This window comes from Bradyrhizobium sp. STM 3843 (genome assembly GCF_000239815.1).
Classification (GTDB): domain Bacteria; phylum Pseudomonadota; class Alphaproteobacteria; order Rhizobiales; family Xanthobacteraceae; genus Bradyrhizobium.
In genome coordinates, this window is sequence record NZ_CAFK01000095.1 from 1 (window position 1) to 16,372 (window position 16,372).

General features: G+C 65.7%; 15 protein-coding genes and 1 pseudogene. 6 read left to right on the forward strand and 10 right to left on the reverse strand.

All coding sequences use genetic code 11. The features are described 5' to 3' along the window. The first annotated feature begins 224 nt into the window (after nt 1–224). The 3 genes from purD to BRAS3843_RS12895 all read left to right on the forward strand — a co-directional run bounded on the left by purD (nt 225) and on the right by BRAS3843_RS12895 (nt 3,125). On the forward strand, nt 225–1,508 hold the full coding sequence (purD, locus tag BRAS3843_RS12885; RefSeq protein WP_008969339.1) for a phosphoribosylamine--glycine ligase: 1,284 nt from the start codon (nt 225–227) through the stop codon (nt 1,506–1,508). A 63-nt stretch (nt 1,509–1,571) separates the two neighbouring features. After that, nucleotides 1,572–2,477, forward strand: coding sequence for an alpha/beta hydrolase (locus BRAS3843_RS12890; RefSeq protein ID WP_008969340.1), 906 nt, complete (start codon nt 1,572–1,574; stop codon nt 2,475–2,477). A 264-nt stretch (nt 2,478–2,741) separates the two neighbouring features. Continuing rightward, nucleotides 2,742–3,125 (forward strand): RidA family protein, encoded by a 384-nt coding sequence (locus BRAS3843_RS12895; RefSeq protein ID WP_008969342.1) that lies wholly within the window; start codon nt 2,742–2,744, stop codon nt 3,123–3,125. A gap of 14 nt (nt 3,126–3,139) precedes the next feature. Here BRAS3843_RS12895 and BRAS3843_RS12900 read toward each other — a convergent pair whose 3' ends face one another. Next, nucleotides 3,140–3,586: a nucleoside deaminase gene (locus tag BRAS3843_RS12900; RefSeq protein ID WP_008969343.1), complete on the reverse strand. Its 447-nt coding sequence runs from the start codon at nt 3,584–3,586 to the stop codon at nt 3,140–3,142. A 131-nt stretch (nt 3,587–3,717) separates the two neighbouring features. On the opposite strand from BRAS3843_RS12900, the gene BRAS3843_RS12905 reads away from it, so the two are divergent. Both BRAS3843_RS12905 and rsmD read left to right on the forward strand, forming a co-directional pair. After that, a complete protein-coding gene (locus tag BRAS3843_RS12905) occupies nt 3,718–5,874 on the forward strand; it encodes a pseudouridine synthase (protein ID WP_008969344.1) in 2,157 nt (718 codons plus the stop codon). A gap of 7 nt (nt 5,875–5,881) precedes the next feature. After that, nucleotides 5,882–6,436, forward strand: coding sequence for a 16S rRNA (guanine(966)-N(2))-methyltransferase RsmD (gene rsmD, locus BRAS3843_RS12910; protein WP_008969345.1), 555 nt, complete (start codon nt 5,882–5,884; stop codon nt 6,434–6,436). Between the two features lie 156 nt (nt 6,437–6,592). On the opposite strand, the gene mutL is transcribed toward rsmD, so the two are convergent. Continuing rightward, complete coding sequence (mutL, locus tag BRAS3843_RS12915; protein ID WP_008969346.1) at nt 6,593–8,416, reverse strand: DNA mismatch repair endonuclease MutL; 1,824 nt, start codon at nt 8,414–8,416, stop codon at nt 6,593–6,595. A gap of 227 nt (nt 8,417–8,643) precedes the next feature. Between mutL and BRAS3843_RS12920 the strand changes: the two genes are divergently transcribed. Continuing rightward, nucleotides 8,644–8,961, forward strand: a complete 318-nt coding sequence (locus BRAS3843_RS12920) for a ribbon-helix-helix domain-containing protein (protein WP_008969347.1) — start codon at nt 8,644–8,646, stop codon at nt 8,959–8,961. 89 nt (nt 8,962–9,050) lie between these two features. On the opposite strand, the gene BRAS3843_RS12925 is transcribed toward BRAS3843_RS12920, so the two are convergent. From BRAS3843_RS12925 to BRAS3843_RS12960, 8 genes and pseudogenes are all read right to left on the reverse strand, one after another. Further along, nucleotides 9,051–10,619: a GMC family oxidoreductase gene (locus tag BRAS3843_RS12925; protein WP_008969348.1), complete on the reverse strand. Its 1,569-nt coding sequence runs from the start codon at nt 10,617–10,619 to the stop codon at nt 9,051–9,053. A gap of 37 nt (nt 10,620–10,656) precedes the next feature. After that, on the reverse strand, nt 10,657–11,205 hold the full coding sequence (locus tag BRAS3843_RS12930) for a hypothetical protein (RefSeq protein WP_008969349.1): 549 nt from the start codon (nt 11,203–11,205) through the stop codon (nt 10,657–10,659). Between the two features lie 39 nt (nt 11,206–11,244). Further along, nucleotides 11,245–11,640 carry a VOC family protein gene (locus BRAS3843_RS12935; RefSeq protein ID WP_008969350.1) on the reverse strand — a complete coding sequence of 132 codons (396 nt, stop codon included), beginning with the start codon at nt 11,638–11,640 and terminating at the stop codon, nt 11,245–11,247. A 1-nt stretch (nt 11,641) separates the two neighbouring features. Then, entirely contained in the window at nt 11,642–11,962 is a 321-nt protein-coding gene (locus BRAS3843_RS12940; RefSeq protein WP_008969351.1) for a c-type cytochrome, read from the reverse strand. Nucleotides 11,963–12,238: 276 nt separating this feature from the next. Further along, complete coding sequence (gene arfB / locus BRAS3843_RS12945) at nt 12,239–12,658, reverse strand: alternative ribosome rescue aminoacyl-tRNA hydrolase ArfB (protein WP_008969352.1); 420 nt, start codon at nt 12,656–12,658, stop codon at nt 12,239–12,241. A 304-nt stretch (nt 12,659–12,962) separates the two neighbouring features. Further along, entirely contained in the window at nt 12,963–14,339 is a 1,377-nt protein-coding gene (locus tag BRAS3843_RS12950) for a pitrilysin family protein (RefSeq protein ID WP_008969353.1), read from the reverse strand. Then, nucleotides 14,336–15,700: a pitrilysin family protein gene (locus tag BRAS3843_RS12955; RefSeq protein WP_008969354.1), complete on the reverse strand. Its 1,365-nt coding sequence runs from the start codon at nt 15,698–15,700 to the stop codon at nt 14,336–14,338. Before BRAS3843_RS12955 ends, BRAS3843_RS12950 begins: the two co-directional genes overlap by 4 nt. A gap of 274 nt (nt 15,701–15,974) precedes the next feature. Further along, a pseudogene (locus tag BRAS3843_RS12960) lies at nt 15,975–16,372 on the reverse strand (hypothetical protein); the annotation flags it as partial.

Genomic DNA, 16,372 nt, shown 5'->3' on the forward strand with positions numbered 1-16,372 from the left:
GGAGACGGTAAATTCGGGCGCGTTGGGCAAGGCTTCTGCTGGTGGCATCGATACTGATTCGGACGTGAGTGGGAGCAGCCCCGAAGGTAGGGATTTTGTGCCGGCACCGCCAATCATATTCTGCCGCGAACCGCCGACGGGCCCTGTGGAAAGGGAGGGCCCTTGCGAGATCGTGCCGTTTCGTGCTTCGCACTGAGGCCTGAATTTCAGTAACGGCGCGACATATGCACATTCTCCTGATCGGTTCCGGCGGCCGTGAACATGCCCTCGCCTGGAAGATTTCGGCGTCCCCCCTGGTCACCAAATTGTGGTGCGCGCCGGGCAATGCGGGAATTGCCAAGGAGGCCGAATGTGTCGCGCTGGACGTGGCAGACCATGCGGCCGTGATCGATTTCTGCCGGGCCAACGCGGTCGAGCTCGTCGTGGTCGGGCCCGAGACGCCGCTTGCGGCTGGCATCGTCGATGATCTCGACCGCGCCGGGATCAAGGCGTTCGGACCGCAACGGTCGGCTGCCCAGCTCGAGGGCTCGAAGGGCTTTACCAAGGACCTCTGCCGCGAGTTCAACATTCCAACCGGCGCCTATCGCCGCTTCAACAACGCCGCCGATGCGCTCGCCTATGTGCGCGCGCAGGGCGCGCCGATCGTGGTCAAGGCCGATGGCCTTGCCGCCGGCAAGGGCGTGGTGGTGGCGAAAACACTGGCCGAGGCTGAGGCTGCCATCGAGATGATGTTCGGCGGCGGCTTCGGCGCCGCCGGCGCGGAGGTCGTGATCGAGGAGTTTCTCGAGGGGCGAGAGGTCTCCTTCTTTGCCCTCTGCGACGGCGAGACCGCGATTCCGCTGGCCTCGGCGCAGGACCATAAGCGCGTGTTCGACCATGACGAAGGGCCGAACACCGGCGGCATGGGCGCCTATTCGCCGGCGCCGTTCGTGACGGCTGAGATCCACGACCAGATCATGGATCGGATCATTCTGCCGACCATTGCCGGCATGAAGACGCGCGGCGCGCCGTTCACGGGCATTCTTTACGCCGGGCTGATGCTGACCGAGCAGGGGCCAAAGCTGTTCGAATACAACGTTCGCTTCGGCGATCCCGAATGTCAGGTGCTAATGCTCAGGATGATGTCGGACCTTGTCCCGGCCATGCTTGCGGCCTGCGACGGGCAGCTGAAGAATTTCGACCTGCGCTGGTTCCCCGAGCCTGCGGTGACGGTGGTGATGGCGGCGAAGGGCTATCCGGGCGACTACAAGAAAGGCGGCGTCATCGAGGGGCTCGAGGATGCGGCCAAGGTCGATGGCGTCGAGATCTTTCACGCCGGGACCATCGCCAAGGACGGCGCCGTCCTCGCCAATGGTGGGCGCGTGCTCAACGTCTGCGCGGCCGGCAACACGGTCACCGAGGCGCAGGCGCGCGCCTATCAGGCGGTCGACCGGATCAAATGGCCGGACGGCTTCTGCCGCCGCGATATCGCCTGGCAGGCCGTGGCATTGGAAAAAAACACCGGCTAGGCTCCGGCATTCCGAACGACGGCCGCCGGGCGTCGATCCGGAAGACAGCAGTGGGAGGCGCACATGCCCGATCTCGCCGACCTGTTTCCAGGATATGCCTCCGAGTGGATCAACACCTCGTCCGGCCGAATCTTCGCCCGCGTCGGCGGCAGCGGACCGCCGCTGCTCCTGCTGCACGGCTTTTCCGAAACGCACGTCATGTGGCATCGGGTGGCGCCGGCGCTGGCCGACCAATTCACGCTGATCATTGCCGACCTGCCCGGCTATGGCTGGTCGGACATGCCCGACAGCGATCATGATCATACGCCCTATACCAAGCGTGCCATGGCCAGAACCATGGTGGAAGCAATGGAGCAACTCGGCCACGTTCATTTCGCGCTGGCCGGCCACGACCGCGGCGGTCGCGTCGCTTATCGCCTGGCGCTCGACCATCCAGGACGGCTATCCAAGCTCGCCACGCTCGATATCCTGCCGACCTACGATTATTGGGAGCGCGTCAACCGCACCTACGCGCTGAAGATCTATCATTGGACCTTCCTGGCGCAGCCTTATCCGTTGCCCGAGACCCTGATCTCCGGCGCCGGCGAGTTCTTCCTGAAGCAGAAGATGGCGAGCCAGACCAAGTCAAAGACGCTCGATGCGATCGATGCGCGCGCGCTGAGCCACTATCTCGCGCCGTTTCGCGACCCCGCGCGCATTCATGCGATGTGTGAAGACTATCGCGCCGGCGCTTATGCCGACTACGAGATCGACAAGGCCGACGTCGCTGCGGGCAAGAAGATCACCGTCCCGATGCTTGCCCTATGGGGCGACGTCGGGATCGCCAGCGCCGCCGCGACCCCGCTCGACACCTGGAAGAAATGGGCGACCAACGTCCGCGGCGCCCCGGTCGATTCCGGGCATTTCCTGACCGAGGAGAATCCGGACGCGACGGCGAAGCTGCTGCGGGAGTTTTTTTCGGAGCCGTAGTCAGGAGTGGACGTCATGCCCGCGAAGGCGGGGCATCCGGTACGCCACGGCCTCTCGATCAATCACTGCCGTCTGGGAGTACTGGATCATCCGCTTTCGCGGATGATGACAGTTGTGGTTCCGGAAATATCTTCGCGCCTGACGTTGCCTCGGAGATCATCGGCAATTCATCCGATACGTTAATGTCACCTCATTGACGCTGCGTCTTAGCTTCGCTTAACATCAAGTTGTATCACTAGTCCTTGCCCACTCAGGATGGTCGCCATGCGTGCACTGAATCCCTCGTCGATTCGACCGCCCCTGGCACGGTATAGTCACGGGATCGCGGTGCCGGCAGACCACCGGCTGGTGATCACTGCCGGACAATTGGGCATCGGCCCTGATGAGGTCATCCCGGCAGGCAGCGAAGCGCAGGCGGATATCTGCTTCGCAAATCTCGCGGCGATCCTGGCCGAAGACGGAATGAAGCTGGAGAACATCGTCCGCCTCAGCGTCTATGTGACGGCCCGCGAGCACATGGAGGGCTACAGGCGATCGCGCGACCGGCAATTTCCGGGAACGCCGCCGGCGACGACGCTGATCGTGGTGGCTGGCTTGGCACGGCCGGAATTCGTGATCGAGATCGAAGCCATTGCGGCCGCTCCATAGCGTCCCGGCTCGACCTAGCGCCGCGCCTTAAAGAACTCCTTCAACAGCGTCGCCGCCTGCTGCTCGCCGACTGCGGAATAGACCTCCGGCACGTGATGGCAGGTCGGCGACGCAAAGAAGCGCACGCCCGATTCCACCGCGCCGCCTTTGGGATCGGCTGCGCCGTAATAGAGCCGGCGGATGCGCGCGAACGAGATCGCGCCGGCGCACATCGTGCAGGGCTCGAGGGTGACGTAGAGGTCGCAATCGATCAGCCGCTCGCTGCCGATCGCCTGCGCGGCCTGCCGCAGCGCCAGGATTTCTGCATGCGCGGTCGGATCGCAGTCGGTCAGGGTCCGGTTGGCGGCGGTCGCGATGACTGTGTTGTTCTGCACCACGACGCAGCCGATCGGCACCTCGCCGGAAATTGAGGCCGATTCGGCCGCTTTCAGAGCCAAATCCATGAAAGAAGGAGCGTTCATGGCTCGTAATGCCCGGACAAGTCTGCTACTGGATCGCTCTTCAGCAAATCTGGACCCCGATTTCCCGCGTGACATGCGCTGCTCAGAGCGCGCGTATCACCCCGCGTCCTGCACCTCAAAGTGAGACCTTCATGCCCCGCGACACCGATAAAGACAACGATTCCCGTGGCCGCCGTGACCGCGCCCCGCGGGCGCGGTCCGAAGGTGGCAAGGGACGCTCGGGCGCCGCGCGCGGACCGGACAAGAAGTTCGCCAAGCGCGGCTTCGGTGCCAAGGATTTTGGCGCCAAGGAAGCTGCCGGCAGGGGCAAGCGCTCCTTCGACGAGGGCCGTGCCCCGCGCCGGCGCGACGATGGCGATGCGCCGCGCAAGTCCTATGGCGATAAGCCGAGGTTCAACCGCGATGAGCGTCCGCGCGGGGATCGGCCGTTTGCCGCTCGTCCGGCGCGAGCTGGTGACGGCGACAAGCGTGCCTTCAAGCCGCGCGGAGACCGGCCGAAGTTCGACCGCGATGAGCGTGGTGGGGAGAAGCGTCCGTATAAGGCGCGCGCCGGTCGTGATGAGGCCCGTCCGGCGGGACGATCGTCCGACCGCAAGTTCGGCGAGCGCAAGCCATACGCCGCGAGAGACCGTGACGGCGACAAGCGCCCCTATGCGCCGCGCGGCGAAGGCTCCCGCGATCGCAGCGACCGTCCGCGCGCGGAGCGCAGCTTCGGCGACCGTCCGCCGCGTACCGGCGATCGGCCTGAGCGCAAATTCGGGGGCGACAGGAAATTCTCGCGTAGCGCCGAGGGCGATCGTGGAGAGCGCAAGTTCGGTGCCGGAGCGCGTGGCCCGCGCAAGGAATTTGGCGATCGTCCACCGCGTGGCGAGACCAAGCCGTGGCAGAAGCGCGGCGCGGACGAGGATCGTCCTGAACGCGGCGCGCGCCCTCCGCGCGAGGGCGGACGCGGTTTCGACCGGCCGCGCTCCGAGCGTGGGCGCGAGGACCGTCCCAAATTCGACAGGCCCAAATTCGACAGGCCCAAGTTTGATAAGCCAAAGTTCGATCGTCCGCGCGATCGCGATGATGAGCGCAGTTTCGATCGTCCGCGCCGCCGTCCCGAGGGGCGGACCGACTGGCAGGAGCATCCGCGCAGCGAGCGGCGTGATGGTGATCGCTTCTCCGATCGTCCGCGCCGCGACAACGAGGACGACAGCAAGGTTTTCGCCAAGCGTCCGGCGTTCGGCGGTCGCGGGCCCTATCGCGAGCGCAAACCCGAGACCGACAGGCGCAGTGCGCGTACACAGGCCGAGCCGGTGGCGCCGAAGAAAACCGGCGAGCGGATCGCCAAGGTGGTGGCGCGCGCGGGGCTTGCCTCGCGCCGTGACGCCGAGGAGATGATCACGCAGGGCCGCGTCACCGTGAACGGCCGCGTCATCAATTCGCCGGCGCTCGACGTCACCGAGAACGACGTGATCCAGGTCGACGGCCAGCCGTTGCCCGAGCGCGAGCGGACCCGGCTGTTCCTCTATCACAAGCCGCGTGGCCTGATGACGACCCACAGCGATCCCGAGGGGCGGCCGACCGTGTTCGACAACCTGCCGGAGGACCTGCCGCGGCTGATCTCGATCGGCCGTCTCGATTTCAACACCGAGGGGCTGCTGCTGCTCACCAATGACGGGGGGCTGGCGCGGGTGCTGGAATTGCCGGAAACCGGCTGGCTGCGCCGCTACCGGGTCCGCGCCCATGGCGAGGTGACGCAGGCGCAGCTCGACCAACTCGCCGCAGGCGTCGAGGTCGATGGCGTCAAATACGGGCCGATCGAAGCCACGCTCGAACGTGACCAGGGCGCCAATGTCTGGCTGGTGGTGGCAATCCGCGAAGGCAAGAACCGCGAGGTGCGCAACGTACTCGGCCATCTCGGGCTCGAGGTCAACCGGCTGATCCGCGTCTCCTACGGGCCGTTCCAGCTCGGCGAGATCGCCGAGGGCGAGGTGCAGGAGATCAAGTCGCGGGTCTTGCGTGAGCAACTCGGCGAGAAGGTGATCGCGCAGGCGGGCGCTGATTTCGGTCCGGCGGCTGAGAGCAAGCCGGGGCGCGGCGAGCGCGAGCCGCTGCCGGCCCCCAAGCCGAAACCGAAGCGCGAGGTGGTCGCCGATCGCAAAGGCCGCCGCGTGCTGGTGCAGCGGACCGGCAGCGAGGAGGCACGCGCCCGCCACGAGGCGGAAGCACGCTTTCCGGGGCCGCCGCGGCGGCCGAAGCGTGGCTATCACGGCAAGCGCGATCTGGCGCCCCGGGACGAGTAGGGTGTAAATGCGCGTCGTCGGAGGGCGGCTGAAGGGCCGCAACATTGCCTCGCCCACCTCGCGCAACATTCGCCCAACCCAGGATCGCCTGCGCGAGTCGCTCTTCAATATCCTCGTGCATGCCTACGACAATCCCATCGAAGGCGCGCGGGTGCTCGATCTCTTTGCCGGCACCGGCGCGCTCGGCATCGAGGCGATCTCGCGCGGTGCGGCCTTTGCGCTGTTCGTCGACAATGGCGCCGAGGCGCGGGCGCTGTTGCGCAACAATGTCGAGGCGCTCGCGCTCGGTGGCGTCAGCAAGGTCTATCGCCGTGATGCCACCAATCTTGGCCCCGCGCACCCGGTCGAGCCGTTTTCGCTGATCTTTCTCGATCCGCCCTACGGGAAGGGGCTCGCCGAGAAGGCGCTTGCCTCGCTGCGCGAGGGCGGCTGGTTGTCGCCAAATGCGCTGCTCGTGATCGAGGAAGCCAAGGCCGCCGCCTTCAATGCTCCGGGTGGCTTTGCGGAGCTCGAGCGCCGCGCCTATGACGACACCGAATTCGTGTTCCTGCGCGGCCCGTGAGGCGGGTTGCAATCTCTCCGTCTCCTCCACCGTCATCGTCCGCGAAAGCGGCCGATCCAGTACGCCGCGCCGCTTGTGAGCAGCGCTGACGTCTGTGGAATACTGGATGCCCCGCCTGAAGCGGGGCATGACGACCGAATGAGTTGCGCAGCGTGCCTACCTCCGGCCGAACAGCTTCTCGATGTCCGACAGCTTCAGCTCGACATAGGTCGGTCGGCCGTGATTGCACTGGCCGGAGTTCGGCGTCTCCTCCATCTCGCGGAGCAGCGCGTTCATCTCCTCCGGCTTGAGCCGTCGCCCGGCGCGCACCGAGCCGTGGCAGGCCATGGTGGCAGCGACATGCATCAGGCGTCGCTCCAGCGGCAGCGCCTCGCCCCATTCCTCCATATGCTCGGCGAGATCGCGCAGCAGCGCCGCCGCGTCGATTTTGCCGAGCAGGGATGGCGTCTCGCGCACCGCGACTGCGCCCGGGCCGAACGATTCGATCGCTAGCCCAAATGAGGCCAGTTCTTCGGCGCGGCTGAGCAGCTGCTCGACCGTCGCCTCGTCCAGCTCGACGATGTCGGGAATCAACAGGATCTGCCGCTGCACGCCGTGCTCGGCCAGCGAGGCCTTCAGCCGCTCGTAGACGATGCGCTCATGCGCGGCGTGCTGGTCGACGATCACGAGCCCGTCGCGGGTCTGGGCAACGACATAGGTGTCGTGGATCTGCGTGCGCGCCGCGCCCAGCGGCCGGTCGAGCAGATCGCTGGGGGCCGGCTGCTCATGCAGCCGCGCATCGGCGGTCGGCGCACCGACATCGAACGCGGCCTGGCCCGCTTCGGCAAAGGCATTTGCCGCGGCACCGGCCAGCGCGGCCATCGGGCCCACCGGGAAGGACGGTGAATTGCGCCAGTCCCAATTGCTCGGGCGCGGTGCCGGCGGCACGACGGCCGGGCGGAACGCGGTGATGGTGGCGCCGCCATCATTGGCCGCGGTGCGCCGCCCCTCGCGGGCAAGCCCTTCCTTCAGCGCATGCACGATCAGCGCGCGCACCAGGCCGGCATTGCGGAAGCGCACCTCGGTCTTGGCGGGGTGCACATTGGCGTCGACCTCGCGGGAATCGAGCGTGACGAACAGCGCCACCACCGGATGGCGGTCGCGCGGCAGATAATCCGCATAGGCCGCGCGCACCGCGCCCAGGATCAGCTTGTCGCGCACCGGACGGCCGTTGACGAAGAGATATTGGCCGAGCGCGTTGGCACGGGTCAGCGCGGGGGCCGCGGCAAAGCCCTCGACCACGACGCCGTCGCGTTCGCTCCGCACCTCGATCGCGTGGCTGCGGAAGTCCGCACCGAGGATGTCGCCGAGCCGCGTCAGCCGGCCCGGCGCGCCGGGCAGCGCGGCTGCCCAGGTCACCGGGGCGCGCTCCTCGCCGGCCAGCGTGAACGCGATGTCAGGCCGCGCCATCGCCAGCCGCCGTACCACTTCGCGGATCGCCTCCGCCTCGGTGCGGTCGGTTTTCAGGAATTTCAGCCGCGCCGGCGTGGCGTGGAAGAGGTCGCTGACCTCGACTCTCGTGCCCCGGTTCAGGGCCGCCGGCACGACGTCGGACTTCACTCCGCCGTCGACCGACAGCGCCCAGGCATGGGGCTCGCTCTTGTGGCGCGTGGTGATCGAGAGCCGCGCCACCGAGCCGATCGAGGGCAGCGCCTCGCCGCGGAAGCCGAGCGTTCTGATCTGCAGCAGGTCCTCATCGTCGAGCTTGGAGGTGGCGTGGCGCTCGACCGCGAGCGCGAGATCGGCCGCGGTCATGCCGCCCCCGTCGTCGGTGATGCCGATGCGACGGCGGCCGCCGCCGTCGGTGAAGATGTCGATCCGGCTCGCACCGGCATCGATGGCATTCTCGACCAGCTCCTTGACGACGCTCGCGGGACGTTCGACCACCTCGCCGGCGGCGATGCGGTTGATGACCTGTTCGGGAAGCTGGCGGACGGGCATGGACAAATGCTGCACTGCGATTCGAAAGAGCGCCCATTGTAGCCATGATGGCCGCCCGCGGATGCAGCCAAATGTGCCTTCTCCACCGCGCGGCATGCCACAATTATGGCCCCGAGCGCCCGCTTCCATTCGGTTCCGGAGACCGATAGCGCGCCGTCCGACGGGATTGTGAGGGGCTGGGAGCGGGTATATCGTTTCGAAAAACAGCAATCCGCCGGGAGGGAACCATGTGCCATCTGTTCGCCCACCAGCCGCAACGCGACTATGAATCGCAGACCCGGTCTTTGCGGATCGGCGGTCACTGCACCTCGATCCGGCTCGAATTGGCGTTCTGGGACACGCTGGAGGAGATCGCGGCGAAGGAGGGCATGAGCCTCGGCAAATTCCTCACCACGCTCTACAGCGAAGTGCTCGACCATCATGGCGAGGTCAAGAACTTCGCCTCGCTGCTGCGCTGCTCGTGCCTGATCTATCGCGCGAAGACCACGGCCGCGATGCCCGACTTCCATAACGCCGAGGCTGCGATCTTGGACGCGGCGGAGTAGCCTCGAACTCGCTGTCTGCCTCCCCCCGCAAGCGGGGAGAGGCGCTGACCGGTGATGCGGCGAGAAGGCTTAACGCCGCGATTAGCTTGTCAAATCTCCTTCTTCTGCATCATGCCGGCGATGGTGTCGGCCTGGCGGATCGCGAGCGCCACGATCGTAAGCGTCGGGTTGCATGCTGCACCTGACGTGAACTGGCTGCCGTCGGAGACGAACAGGTTCTTGATGTCGTGGGTCTGGCCGAACTTGTTGACGACGCCGTCCTTGGCCTTTTCGCTCATCCGGTTGGTGCCGAGATTATGCGTCGACGGGTAGGGCGTGGTCGGGTAGGTCACGGTGGCCCCGACCGCCTCATAGACCGCGGCACCTTGCTTGTAGGCATGTGCGCGCATGGCGAGGTCATTCGGATGGTCGTCGAAATGCACGGATGCGACCGGCATGCCGAACTTGTCCTTGGCGGTCGGATCGAGCGTGATGCGGTTGGTCTCCTGCGGCATGTCCTCGCCGACCAGCCACATGCCGGCCATCCGCGGATAGGTCTCCATCGCCGCGGTGAAGCTGCGGCCCCAGGCACCCGGATTGAGGAAGGCGGCCATGAAGGGCAGCCCGAGCGACAGCGTCTCCATCTCATAGCCGCCGACGAAGCCGCGTTTCGGATTGTGCGCGGCCTCGTCACGGATGATGCCAGCCATCGTGGTGCCGCGATACATGTGCACCGGCTGCTCGAAGCTCGCATAGACGCTGCCGGTCATGTGCCGCATGTAGTTGCGGCCGACCTGGCCCGATGAGTTGGCAAGCCCGTCGGGGAACAGGTTGGAGGCGCTGTTGAGCAGCAGCCGCGGGCTCTCGATCGAATTGCCGGCCACGGCGACCACGCGCGCCTTCTGCAACTGCATCTGCCCTTGGCCGTCGGCATAGACCACGCCGGTGACCTTGCCCGAGGCATCGTGCTCGATCTTGATCGCCATGCTGTTGGGCCTGACCTCGAGATTGCCGGTGGCCTCGCCCTTCGGAATCTCGGTGTAGAGCGTCGACCATTTGGCGCCGGACTTGCAGCCCTGGAAGCAGAAGCCGATCTGCTGGCAGCTGCCGCGGCCATCACGCGGCTCGGAATTGATCGCCATGTTGCCGGTGTGCACGGTCTTGTAGCCGAGCCGCTTGGCGCCGGCCTCCAGCACCTTGAAATTGTTGTTGCCGGGCAGCCCTGGAATGCCGTTGGTGCGGGTGACGCCCATCTTGAACTCGGCCTTGGCGTACCATGGCTCCATCTCGGCCAGCGTGACCGGCCAGTCCATCAGGTTGGCGCCGGGCACCGCGCCGTAGGTGGTCCTGGCCTTGAACTCATGCTCGTCGAAGCGCAGCGAGGCACCGGCCCAATGCACAGTCGAGCCACCGACCGCCTTGACGATCCAGGCCGGCAGGTTCGGAAAGTCCTGATGGACCCGCCATGTCCCTGATGTCGTGCGCATGTCCTTCCAGGCGAGCTGGGTGAAGCTGTCCCATTCATCGTTGATGAAGTCGGGAATCTCGTAGCGGTCTCCCGCTTCGAGAATGACGACCTTGATGCCCTTCTGCGCGAGCTCGTTGCCGAGCGTGCCGCCGCCAGCGCCGGAGCCGATGATGACGACCACGCTTGAATCGTTCTGATCGAATTTCGCCATTGTGGTTTCCTCCGCGTTTGATGGTTCTTTGCCGGCGTCAGGCTTTCGGCAGCCAGTCGATGTCGGAAAAGCCGCGGTTGATGTAGCCGCCATGCTCGGCGGAGGAGCCCTCGTAGCCGAATTTCGGCCAGACCTCTTTCTGATTGTAGAGCGAGACGACGAGGTCGCTGCGGATCGCCGTGAAGAAGGCGGTCCGCTCGATGCCTTGCAGCAGTGCGACGCGATCTGCCTCCCAGGGTACGTCGATATAAGCGACCTTGTGGCGGTCGCGCGCATCCTGATCGAGCCGGGCGACGCCGTCATTGATCATGCTCTTGACCGCAGCGTCTTCCGCCGCCTTGCCGTCCCAGGGCTTGACTGCGACGATGTAGTAGCGGTCGGCGAGGATGTCGTGCGGATAGATGTCACGCGCGACCTTCACCAGCGTCTTCAATGTCGCCGGCGACAGCGCCTTGGCGTCCTCGGCCCAGGCGTCGGTGACGCCGAGACCGGTGCTGGTGGCGACCGCAACGGCAGGGACGGTCGCTGCCGCACCTTTGAGAAAGACGCGGCGGTCATATTTGCTGCGGGGATCGACTTCTCTCATGGGTTTCCTCCGTTTGATTTTGTTGTGCGATTGTTGTTCTCAGCCGAAGCGCCCGCCGCGCTGGATCACCTCGATCTTGTAGCCGTCGGGATCGCTGACGAAGAAGAAGCGCGCCAGCGTCGCGCCCTTGTGCTTGAAGTCGCGCAAGGGGCCGGGCGCGAGTTGCTCGCGCTCGAAGCGGGCGTGCTCGGCGTCGAGATCGTCGACAACGACGGCGAGATGGCCGTAGCCGTCGCCGAGCGCATAGGGCTCCTTGCGATCGTAGTTGACCGTCAGCTCGACTTCGAACGGCGAGGACGGGTGGCGCAGATAGATCAGCGCAAAATCGTCGAATCTCAGATGATCTGCGATCTCGAGGCCAAAGGCGCGCTTGTAGAAGTCGAGCGATTTCGCCTCGTCGAACACACGGATCATCGAATGAACCGGTTTGGCCATGTTATTTCAGCTCCTTCAGATAAGTGATGATGGCGGCGCGGACCTCCGGCTTGGCTTGGCGGTAAGCCATCACGGCGCCTGGAATCGTCTCTTGCGGGTTGGTGAGCCAGCTATCGAGCTTCGCGTCGTCCCAGGCGAAATCAGCCTTGGCGAACCCCGCCGAGTAGTGGAAGCCTTCGAAGCTGCCGGCGCGGCGCCCGATCACGCCGACGAGCGGAGGTCCCTGGCGCATCGGCTCGGAGACGTTCGTGGTATGGCAGACACCACATTGCTGCTTGAACAGCGTTGCGCCATCGACGGGTTTCGGCGCGGGCAAGGGCATTTGGGCAGATGCGACGCCCGCGAGCAGTATTGCGCCGCAACATCCAAGGCCGAATGCAAATCCGCTTCGTCGCGTTGCGCACCGTACCGACATCGACCATCCCATCATTTAGGATGAGACTAGGTCGCAGCGAATCCGCCGTGGTAGTAGCGGGCTGTTTCAGAGGAGAACAAAGGGGGCCGGGCTGGCTGCAACATCTCCCCGCAAGCGGGGACGCGACGAATGGGGAGAGGGAGCGCACCGCGCTCTGCGCTCGACCCTCAAATGCATTCACCTCTAATCATCAAACCTTCTCGCCCCGCGTCCGGCCTTGATGTCGCCACGACGCTTCTTGCCTTCCAGCCGGCGCTGCTTGGAGCCGAGCGTCGGCCGGGTCGGGCGGCGCACCTTCGGCCGCACCATGGCTTCGCGCAGCAGCGTGACCAGTCGCTCGATCGCGTCGGCACGGTTGCGCTCCTGGGTGCGGAAGCGGTCCGCCTGGATCACGATGACGCCGTTCTTGGTCATGCGCTGGCCGGCGAGCCGCTCCAGCCTCGCTGCGGCGTCTTCGGGCAAGGGCAGGCGGCTCGCATCGAAGCGCAGCTGCGCCGCGGTCGACAGCTTGTTGACGTTCTGCCCGCCCGGACCGGAGGCGCGAACGAAAGAGATCTCGATGTCGTTCTCGTCGATGACGAGGTCGCGGGCAATCCGCAGCATGGGGCACCAGGAAACAGGGATTCGGTGCGCACCATACCGGGTTTAGGTCCGGTACGCGCGGGTCTGGATCGTTGGAGCGAGTTGGCCCCGGGTCAGAAATCAAAAACTTCGCTGGCGTCCCGGGCCTTGAGCCGGGACCCATACGCTCAGGGAGCAGTTCGGAGGACGGGGCGATCCCACACCCTCATGGTGAGGAGCGCCGCTTGCGGCGCGTCTCGAACCATGGGGACATTGGGCCATAAGCAATAGCCCTGCCGATGACGGCAGGGCTAAGCTCAATTCGCAGCGTCTGAGATTGGGCGGCTTAATTCGCCTTCACCGCCGGCGCGGTTGCCGCTGCAGGCTGCGCCGCGGCCTGCGGCGTGCGGCCGACCACCACGGTCAGGAGGCCCTGGCTCCACAGCCGCTTGGCGACGGCCTTGGCGTCCTCCAGCGTCACCGCGTTGACGATCTCGCTGCGCTTCTCGATGTAGTCGATCGGCATCTTGTCGAGCTGATACTGCAGCAGCGCCTGGGCGAGTTTCGATGAGGTGTCGAGCGCCAGCATCTGGGAGCCGTTGATGTAGGACTTGGCTTCGTCGAGCTCGTTCTGGGTCGGGCCTTCCTCGGCGATGCGGCGGATCTCGCGGTCCACGGCATCGATGGTCTCGCCGGCGCGGTCGGAGCGGGTGCCGGTATTGCCGATGAAGAGCGCCGAATGGTCCATCCAGACCAACGCGTCGTAAACTGAATAGGCGAGCCCGCGCTTCTCGCGCACCTCGTGATAGAGCCGCGACGACAGGCCGCCGCCGCCGAGAATATGGTTCACGACATAGGCGGCCATGAACTGCGGATCGTGGCGGGAGATGCCGGGGCCGCCGAAGGTGATCACGGTCTGCGGCACGTCGAGGGTGACCTGCACGCGCTGCGGCGGCTTGGTCGCGACAACATCAGGCACGGGGGTCAGGCTTGCCTTGGCGGGCAGCGCGCCAAAGGTCTGATCGAGCAGCTTGCCGAGCGTCGCCGGATCGACATCGCCGACCACGGCGAGCTTCAGCGTGTCCTTGGCGAGCACGTGGCGGGTATAATCCTTGAGGTCGTCAATGGTGATGGTCGGAACGCTTTCGATCGTGCCGCTGGCCGGACGGCCGTAGGGATGGCCGGGGAAGGCAAGCTCGAGAAATTTGCGTCCCGCCAGCGCCGACGGATTGCTGCTTTCGCGCCGCAGGTTCGAGATCACCTGGGAGCGGATACGCTCGACGTCGACGCTGTCGAAATGCGCCGAGGTCAGCGCCATCCGCAGCAGATCGAACGCCTCATCCCTGTTGTCGCGGAGCATCCGCAGCGAGCCGCGGAGCTGATCGCGCGAGGTCGAAAAGCTCAATTCGATCGCGCGGCGATCGAGCCGTTCGTGATACGTCTTCGAATCGAGGTCGCCGGAGCCCTCGTCGAGCAGGCTGGCCACCAGGTTGCTGACGCCGGGCTTGTCGGCCGGGTCCTGCGAGGCGCCGCCGCCGAAGGCATATTCCATTGCGATCAGCGGGACCGTGGAGTCCTGCACGAACCAGGCCTCGATCCCGCCGGGCGAGATCAGATGCTGGATCTTGGTTGCCGCTTGCGCGGCCGGCGATACGGTCAGCGCGGCGGTGGCGACAATGAGCGCGCAGGCGAAGCGGCGGGCGAAAGTGGTGGTCTGGCTCACGAACGCTTCTCCTCGCGCTTGGCCGAATTGTCCTTGATGAGATAGCCGGTGACGGAGCGCGTCTTCTGCAGCCATTTCTGCGCGGCCGCGCGCACCTGCTCGGCGGTGACCGCCTTGATGCGGTCCGGCCAGCTTCGGATGTCCTCGATGCTCAGGCCTGTGGTGAGGCCGCCGCCATACCAGCGGGCCATCGTCGCCTGGTTGTCCTGGGCGTAGATCGCCTCCGCCACCAGCTGGGTCTTGACGCGTTCGAGATCCTCGGCACGCGCTGGGTTCTGCGCCAACTCGGCGATCACGCGGTCGACCACGGACTCGACCTGCGCGAAATCGACGCCGGATCTGGGTGAGACCGCAATCGAGAACTGGGTCGGGTCGAGCGAGGTGCCCTGATAGGAGGCGCTGGCGCTCACCGCGAGCGGCTTGTCGACCACCAGCGCACGGTAAAGATAGGAGTTGCTGCCGCTGCCCATCAGCTGGGCCAGCACGTCGAGCGCAGCAGCCTCGCCCGGTGCCGCGGTCGTCGCCGACGGCACCAGATAGAAGCGCTGCATCGAGGGCTGCTCGACACGCGGGTCGGCGAGCGTGACGGTGCGCGGCGCCACCGGTTCGGGCTCCTGCGGGCGGATGCGCCGCGCCGGGATATCGGGCTGCGCCGGGACCTTGGCGAAGGTCGCTTCGACCATCGGGCGCACTTCGTTGACGTCGGTGTCGCCGGCAATCACCAGGGTCGCATTGTTGGGCGCGTAGAAGCGGCGATAGAAGGCGAGCGCGTCCTCGCGGCCGAGCTTCTCGATCTCAGGCTTCCAGCCGATCACCGGCCGGCCGTACGGATGGTTGAGATAGAGCGCGGCCATGATCTGCTCGTTGAGCCGAGCCTCCGGATTGTTGGCAACGCGCATGTTGTACTCTTCGAGCACGACGTCGCGCTCGGGCAGTACGTTCTCGTCCTTCAGCACCAGCCCGGTCATCCGATCGGCCTCGAACTCCATCATCTTGGCGAGCTGGTCGCGCGGCACCCGCTGGAAATAGCCGGTGTAGTCGACGGAGGTGAAGGCGTTCTCATTGCCGCCGATGCGCAGCACGGTCTGCGAGAACTCGCCCGCTGGATGTTTTTGCGTGCCCTTGAACATCAGATGTTCGAGGAAATGCGCCAGCCCGGACTTGCCGGGCGTCTCGTCGGCCGAGCCGACCCGGTACCAGATCATCTGCGTGACCACCGGGGTGCGGTGGTCCTGAATCACCACGACCTGCAGGCCATTCGGCAGCGTGAAGCTGGCGGGAGGTTCCGAGGCAAACGTGGCCTGCGCCGATGCGCTGACCGAGGCCGCGAAGAGGCAGAGCAGGGCGGCGGCAATGGACATGAAGTGATGGGAGGACGTTCTGAGGGAGGACATTACGTTCCTTCTGAAAGCCGGACACTCATGTCCGGACCGGGCGGCGGCATGCTATACCGCACGAAAAATGCGCTGCTGTCACAAAGCAGCGATGGAAATGCTGGTGTTCTTGGTCTTCGAATTGCCGCTCGGACGCGCATCAATTCGAAGACGGGACATAAGCGCCGCCCAATTCCTGAATTTTTCGTAATCGGCAATAACGCAGACGACCCCGGTCAATGCGGAGATCGCCGGCGCCGCGTCACCTCTCCTTGCCGGACTGGATGTCGAAGTGCTTGGCGTCGAGCGGTTCCATCGGCCCGGTGCCATAGGCATAGTTCGACGACGGCGTCTGATAGCCGGGCGGCGGCTGGGTCAGGCTTTCGCGCGTCGGCTCGTTGGTGAACGGCTTGCTCTCGGTATCGTTGCCCTTGAACATGCCGAACAGGCCGCCCTTGAAGCCCAGCTGCGACGGGCTCAGCATCGGGTTGTTGGTCACGCCGGGCTGGATCGGATCGTTGCTTTTCTTTTCCGGCGCGGTCGTCCCGACCTTCATTTCAGCCGGCGTCAGCGGGCGGGCCGCTGCGACCGGGTCCTTGTTGTCCTTCTTGCGGGCGGCTGCGGCCGCCTTGCGGCGCTGCACGTCCGGGTCCTTCGGCC

What these genes read in the sequence shown, in the direction of transcription:
- BRAS3843_RS12925 (WP_008969348.1), bottom strand. Translation starts at nt 10,619, where the DNA reads ATGGCGAAATTCGATCAGAACGATTCAAGCGTGGTCGTCATCATCGGC.
- BRAS3843_RS12955 (WP_008969354.1), bottom strand. Translation starts at nt 15,700, where the DNA reads ATGTCCATTGCCGCCGCCCTGCTCTGCCTCTTCGCGGCCTCGGTCAGC.
- BRAS3843_RS12900 (WP_008969343.1), bottom strand. Translation starts at nt 3,586, where the DNA reads ATGAACGCTCCTTCTTTCATGGATTTGGCTCTGAAAGCGGCCGAATCG.
- rsmD (WP_008969345.1), top strand. Translation starts at nt 5,882, where the DNA reads ATGCGCGTCGTCGGAGGGCGGCTGAAGGGCCGCAACATTGCCTCGCCC.
- arfB (WP_008969352.1), bottom strand. Translation starts at nt 12,658, where the DNA reads ATGCTGCGGATTGCCCGCGACCTCGTCATCGACGAGAACGACATCGAG.
- BRAS3843_RS12890 (WP_008969340.1), top strand. Translation starts at nt 1,572, where the DNA reads ATGCCCGATCTCGCCGACCTGTTTCCAGGATATGCCTCCGAGTGGATC.
- purD (WP_008969339.1), top strand. Translation starts at nt 225, where the DNA reads ATGCACATTCTCCTGATCGGTTCCGGCGGCCGTGAACATGCCCTCGCC.
- BRAS3843_RS12905 (WP_008969344.1), top strand. Translation starts at nt 3,718, where the DNA reads ATGCCCCGCGACACCGATAAAGACAACGATTCCCGTGGCCGCCGTGAC.
- BRAS3843_RS12895 (WP_008969342.1), top strand. Translation starts at nt 2,742, where the DNA reads ATGCGTGCACTGAATCCCTCGTCGATTCGACCGCCCCTGGCACGGTAT.
- BRAS3843_RS12920 (WP_008969347.1), top strand. Translation starts at nt 8,644, where the DNA reads ATGTGCCATCTGTTCGCCCACCAGCCGCAACGCGACTATGAATCGCAG.
- BRAS3843_RS12935 (WP_008969350.1), bottom strand. Translation starts at nt 11,640, where the DNA reads ATGGCCAAACCGGTTCATTCGATGATCCGTGTGTTCGACGAGGCGAAA.
- mutL (WP_008969346.1), bottom strand. Translation starts at nt 8,416, where the DNA reads ATGCCCGTCCGCCAGCTTCCCGAACAGGTCATCAACCGCATCGCCGCC.
- BRAS3843_RS12930 (WP_008969349.1), bottom strand. Translation starts at nt 11,205, where the DNA reads ATGAGAGAAGTCGATCCCCGCAGCAAATATGACCGCCGCGTCTTTCTC.
- BRAS3843_RS12940 (WP_008969351.1), bottom strand. Translation starts at nt 11,962, where the DNA reads ATGCCCTTGCCCGCGCCGAAACCCGTCGATGGCGCAACGCTGTTCAAG.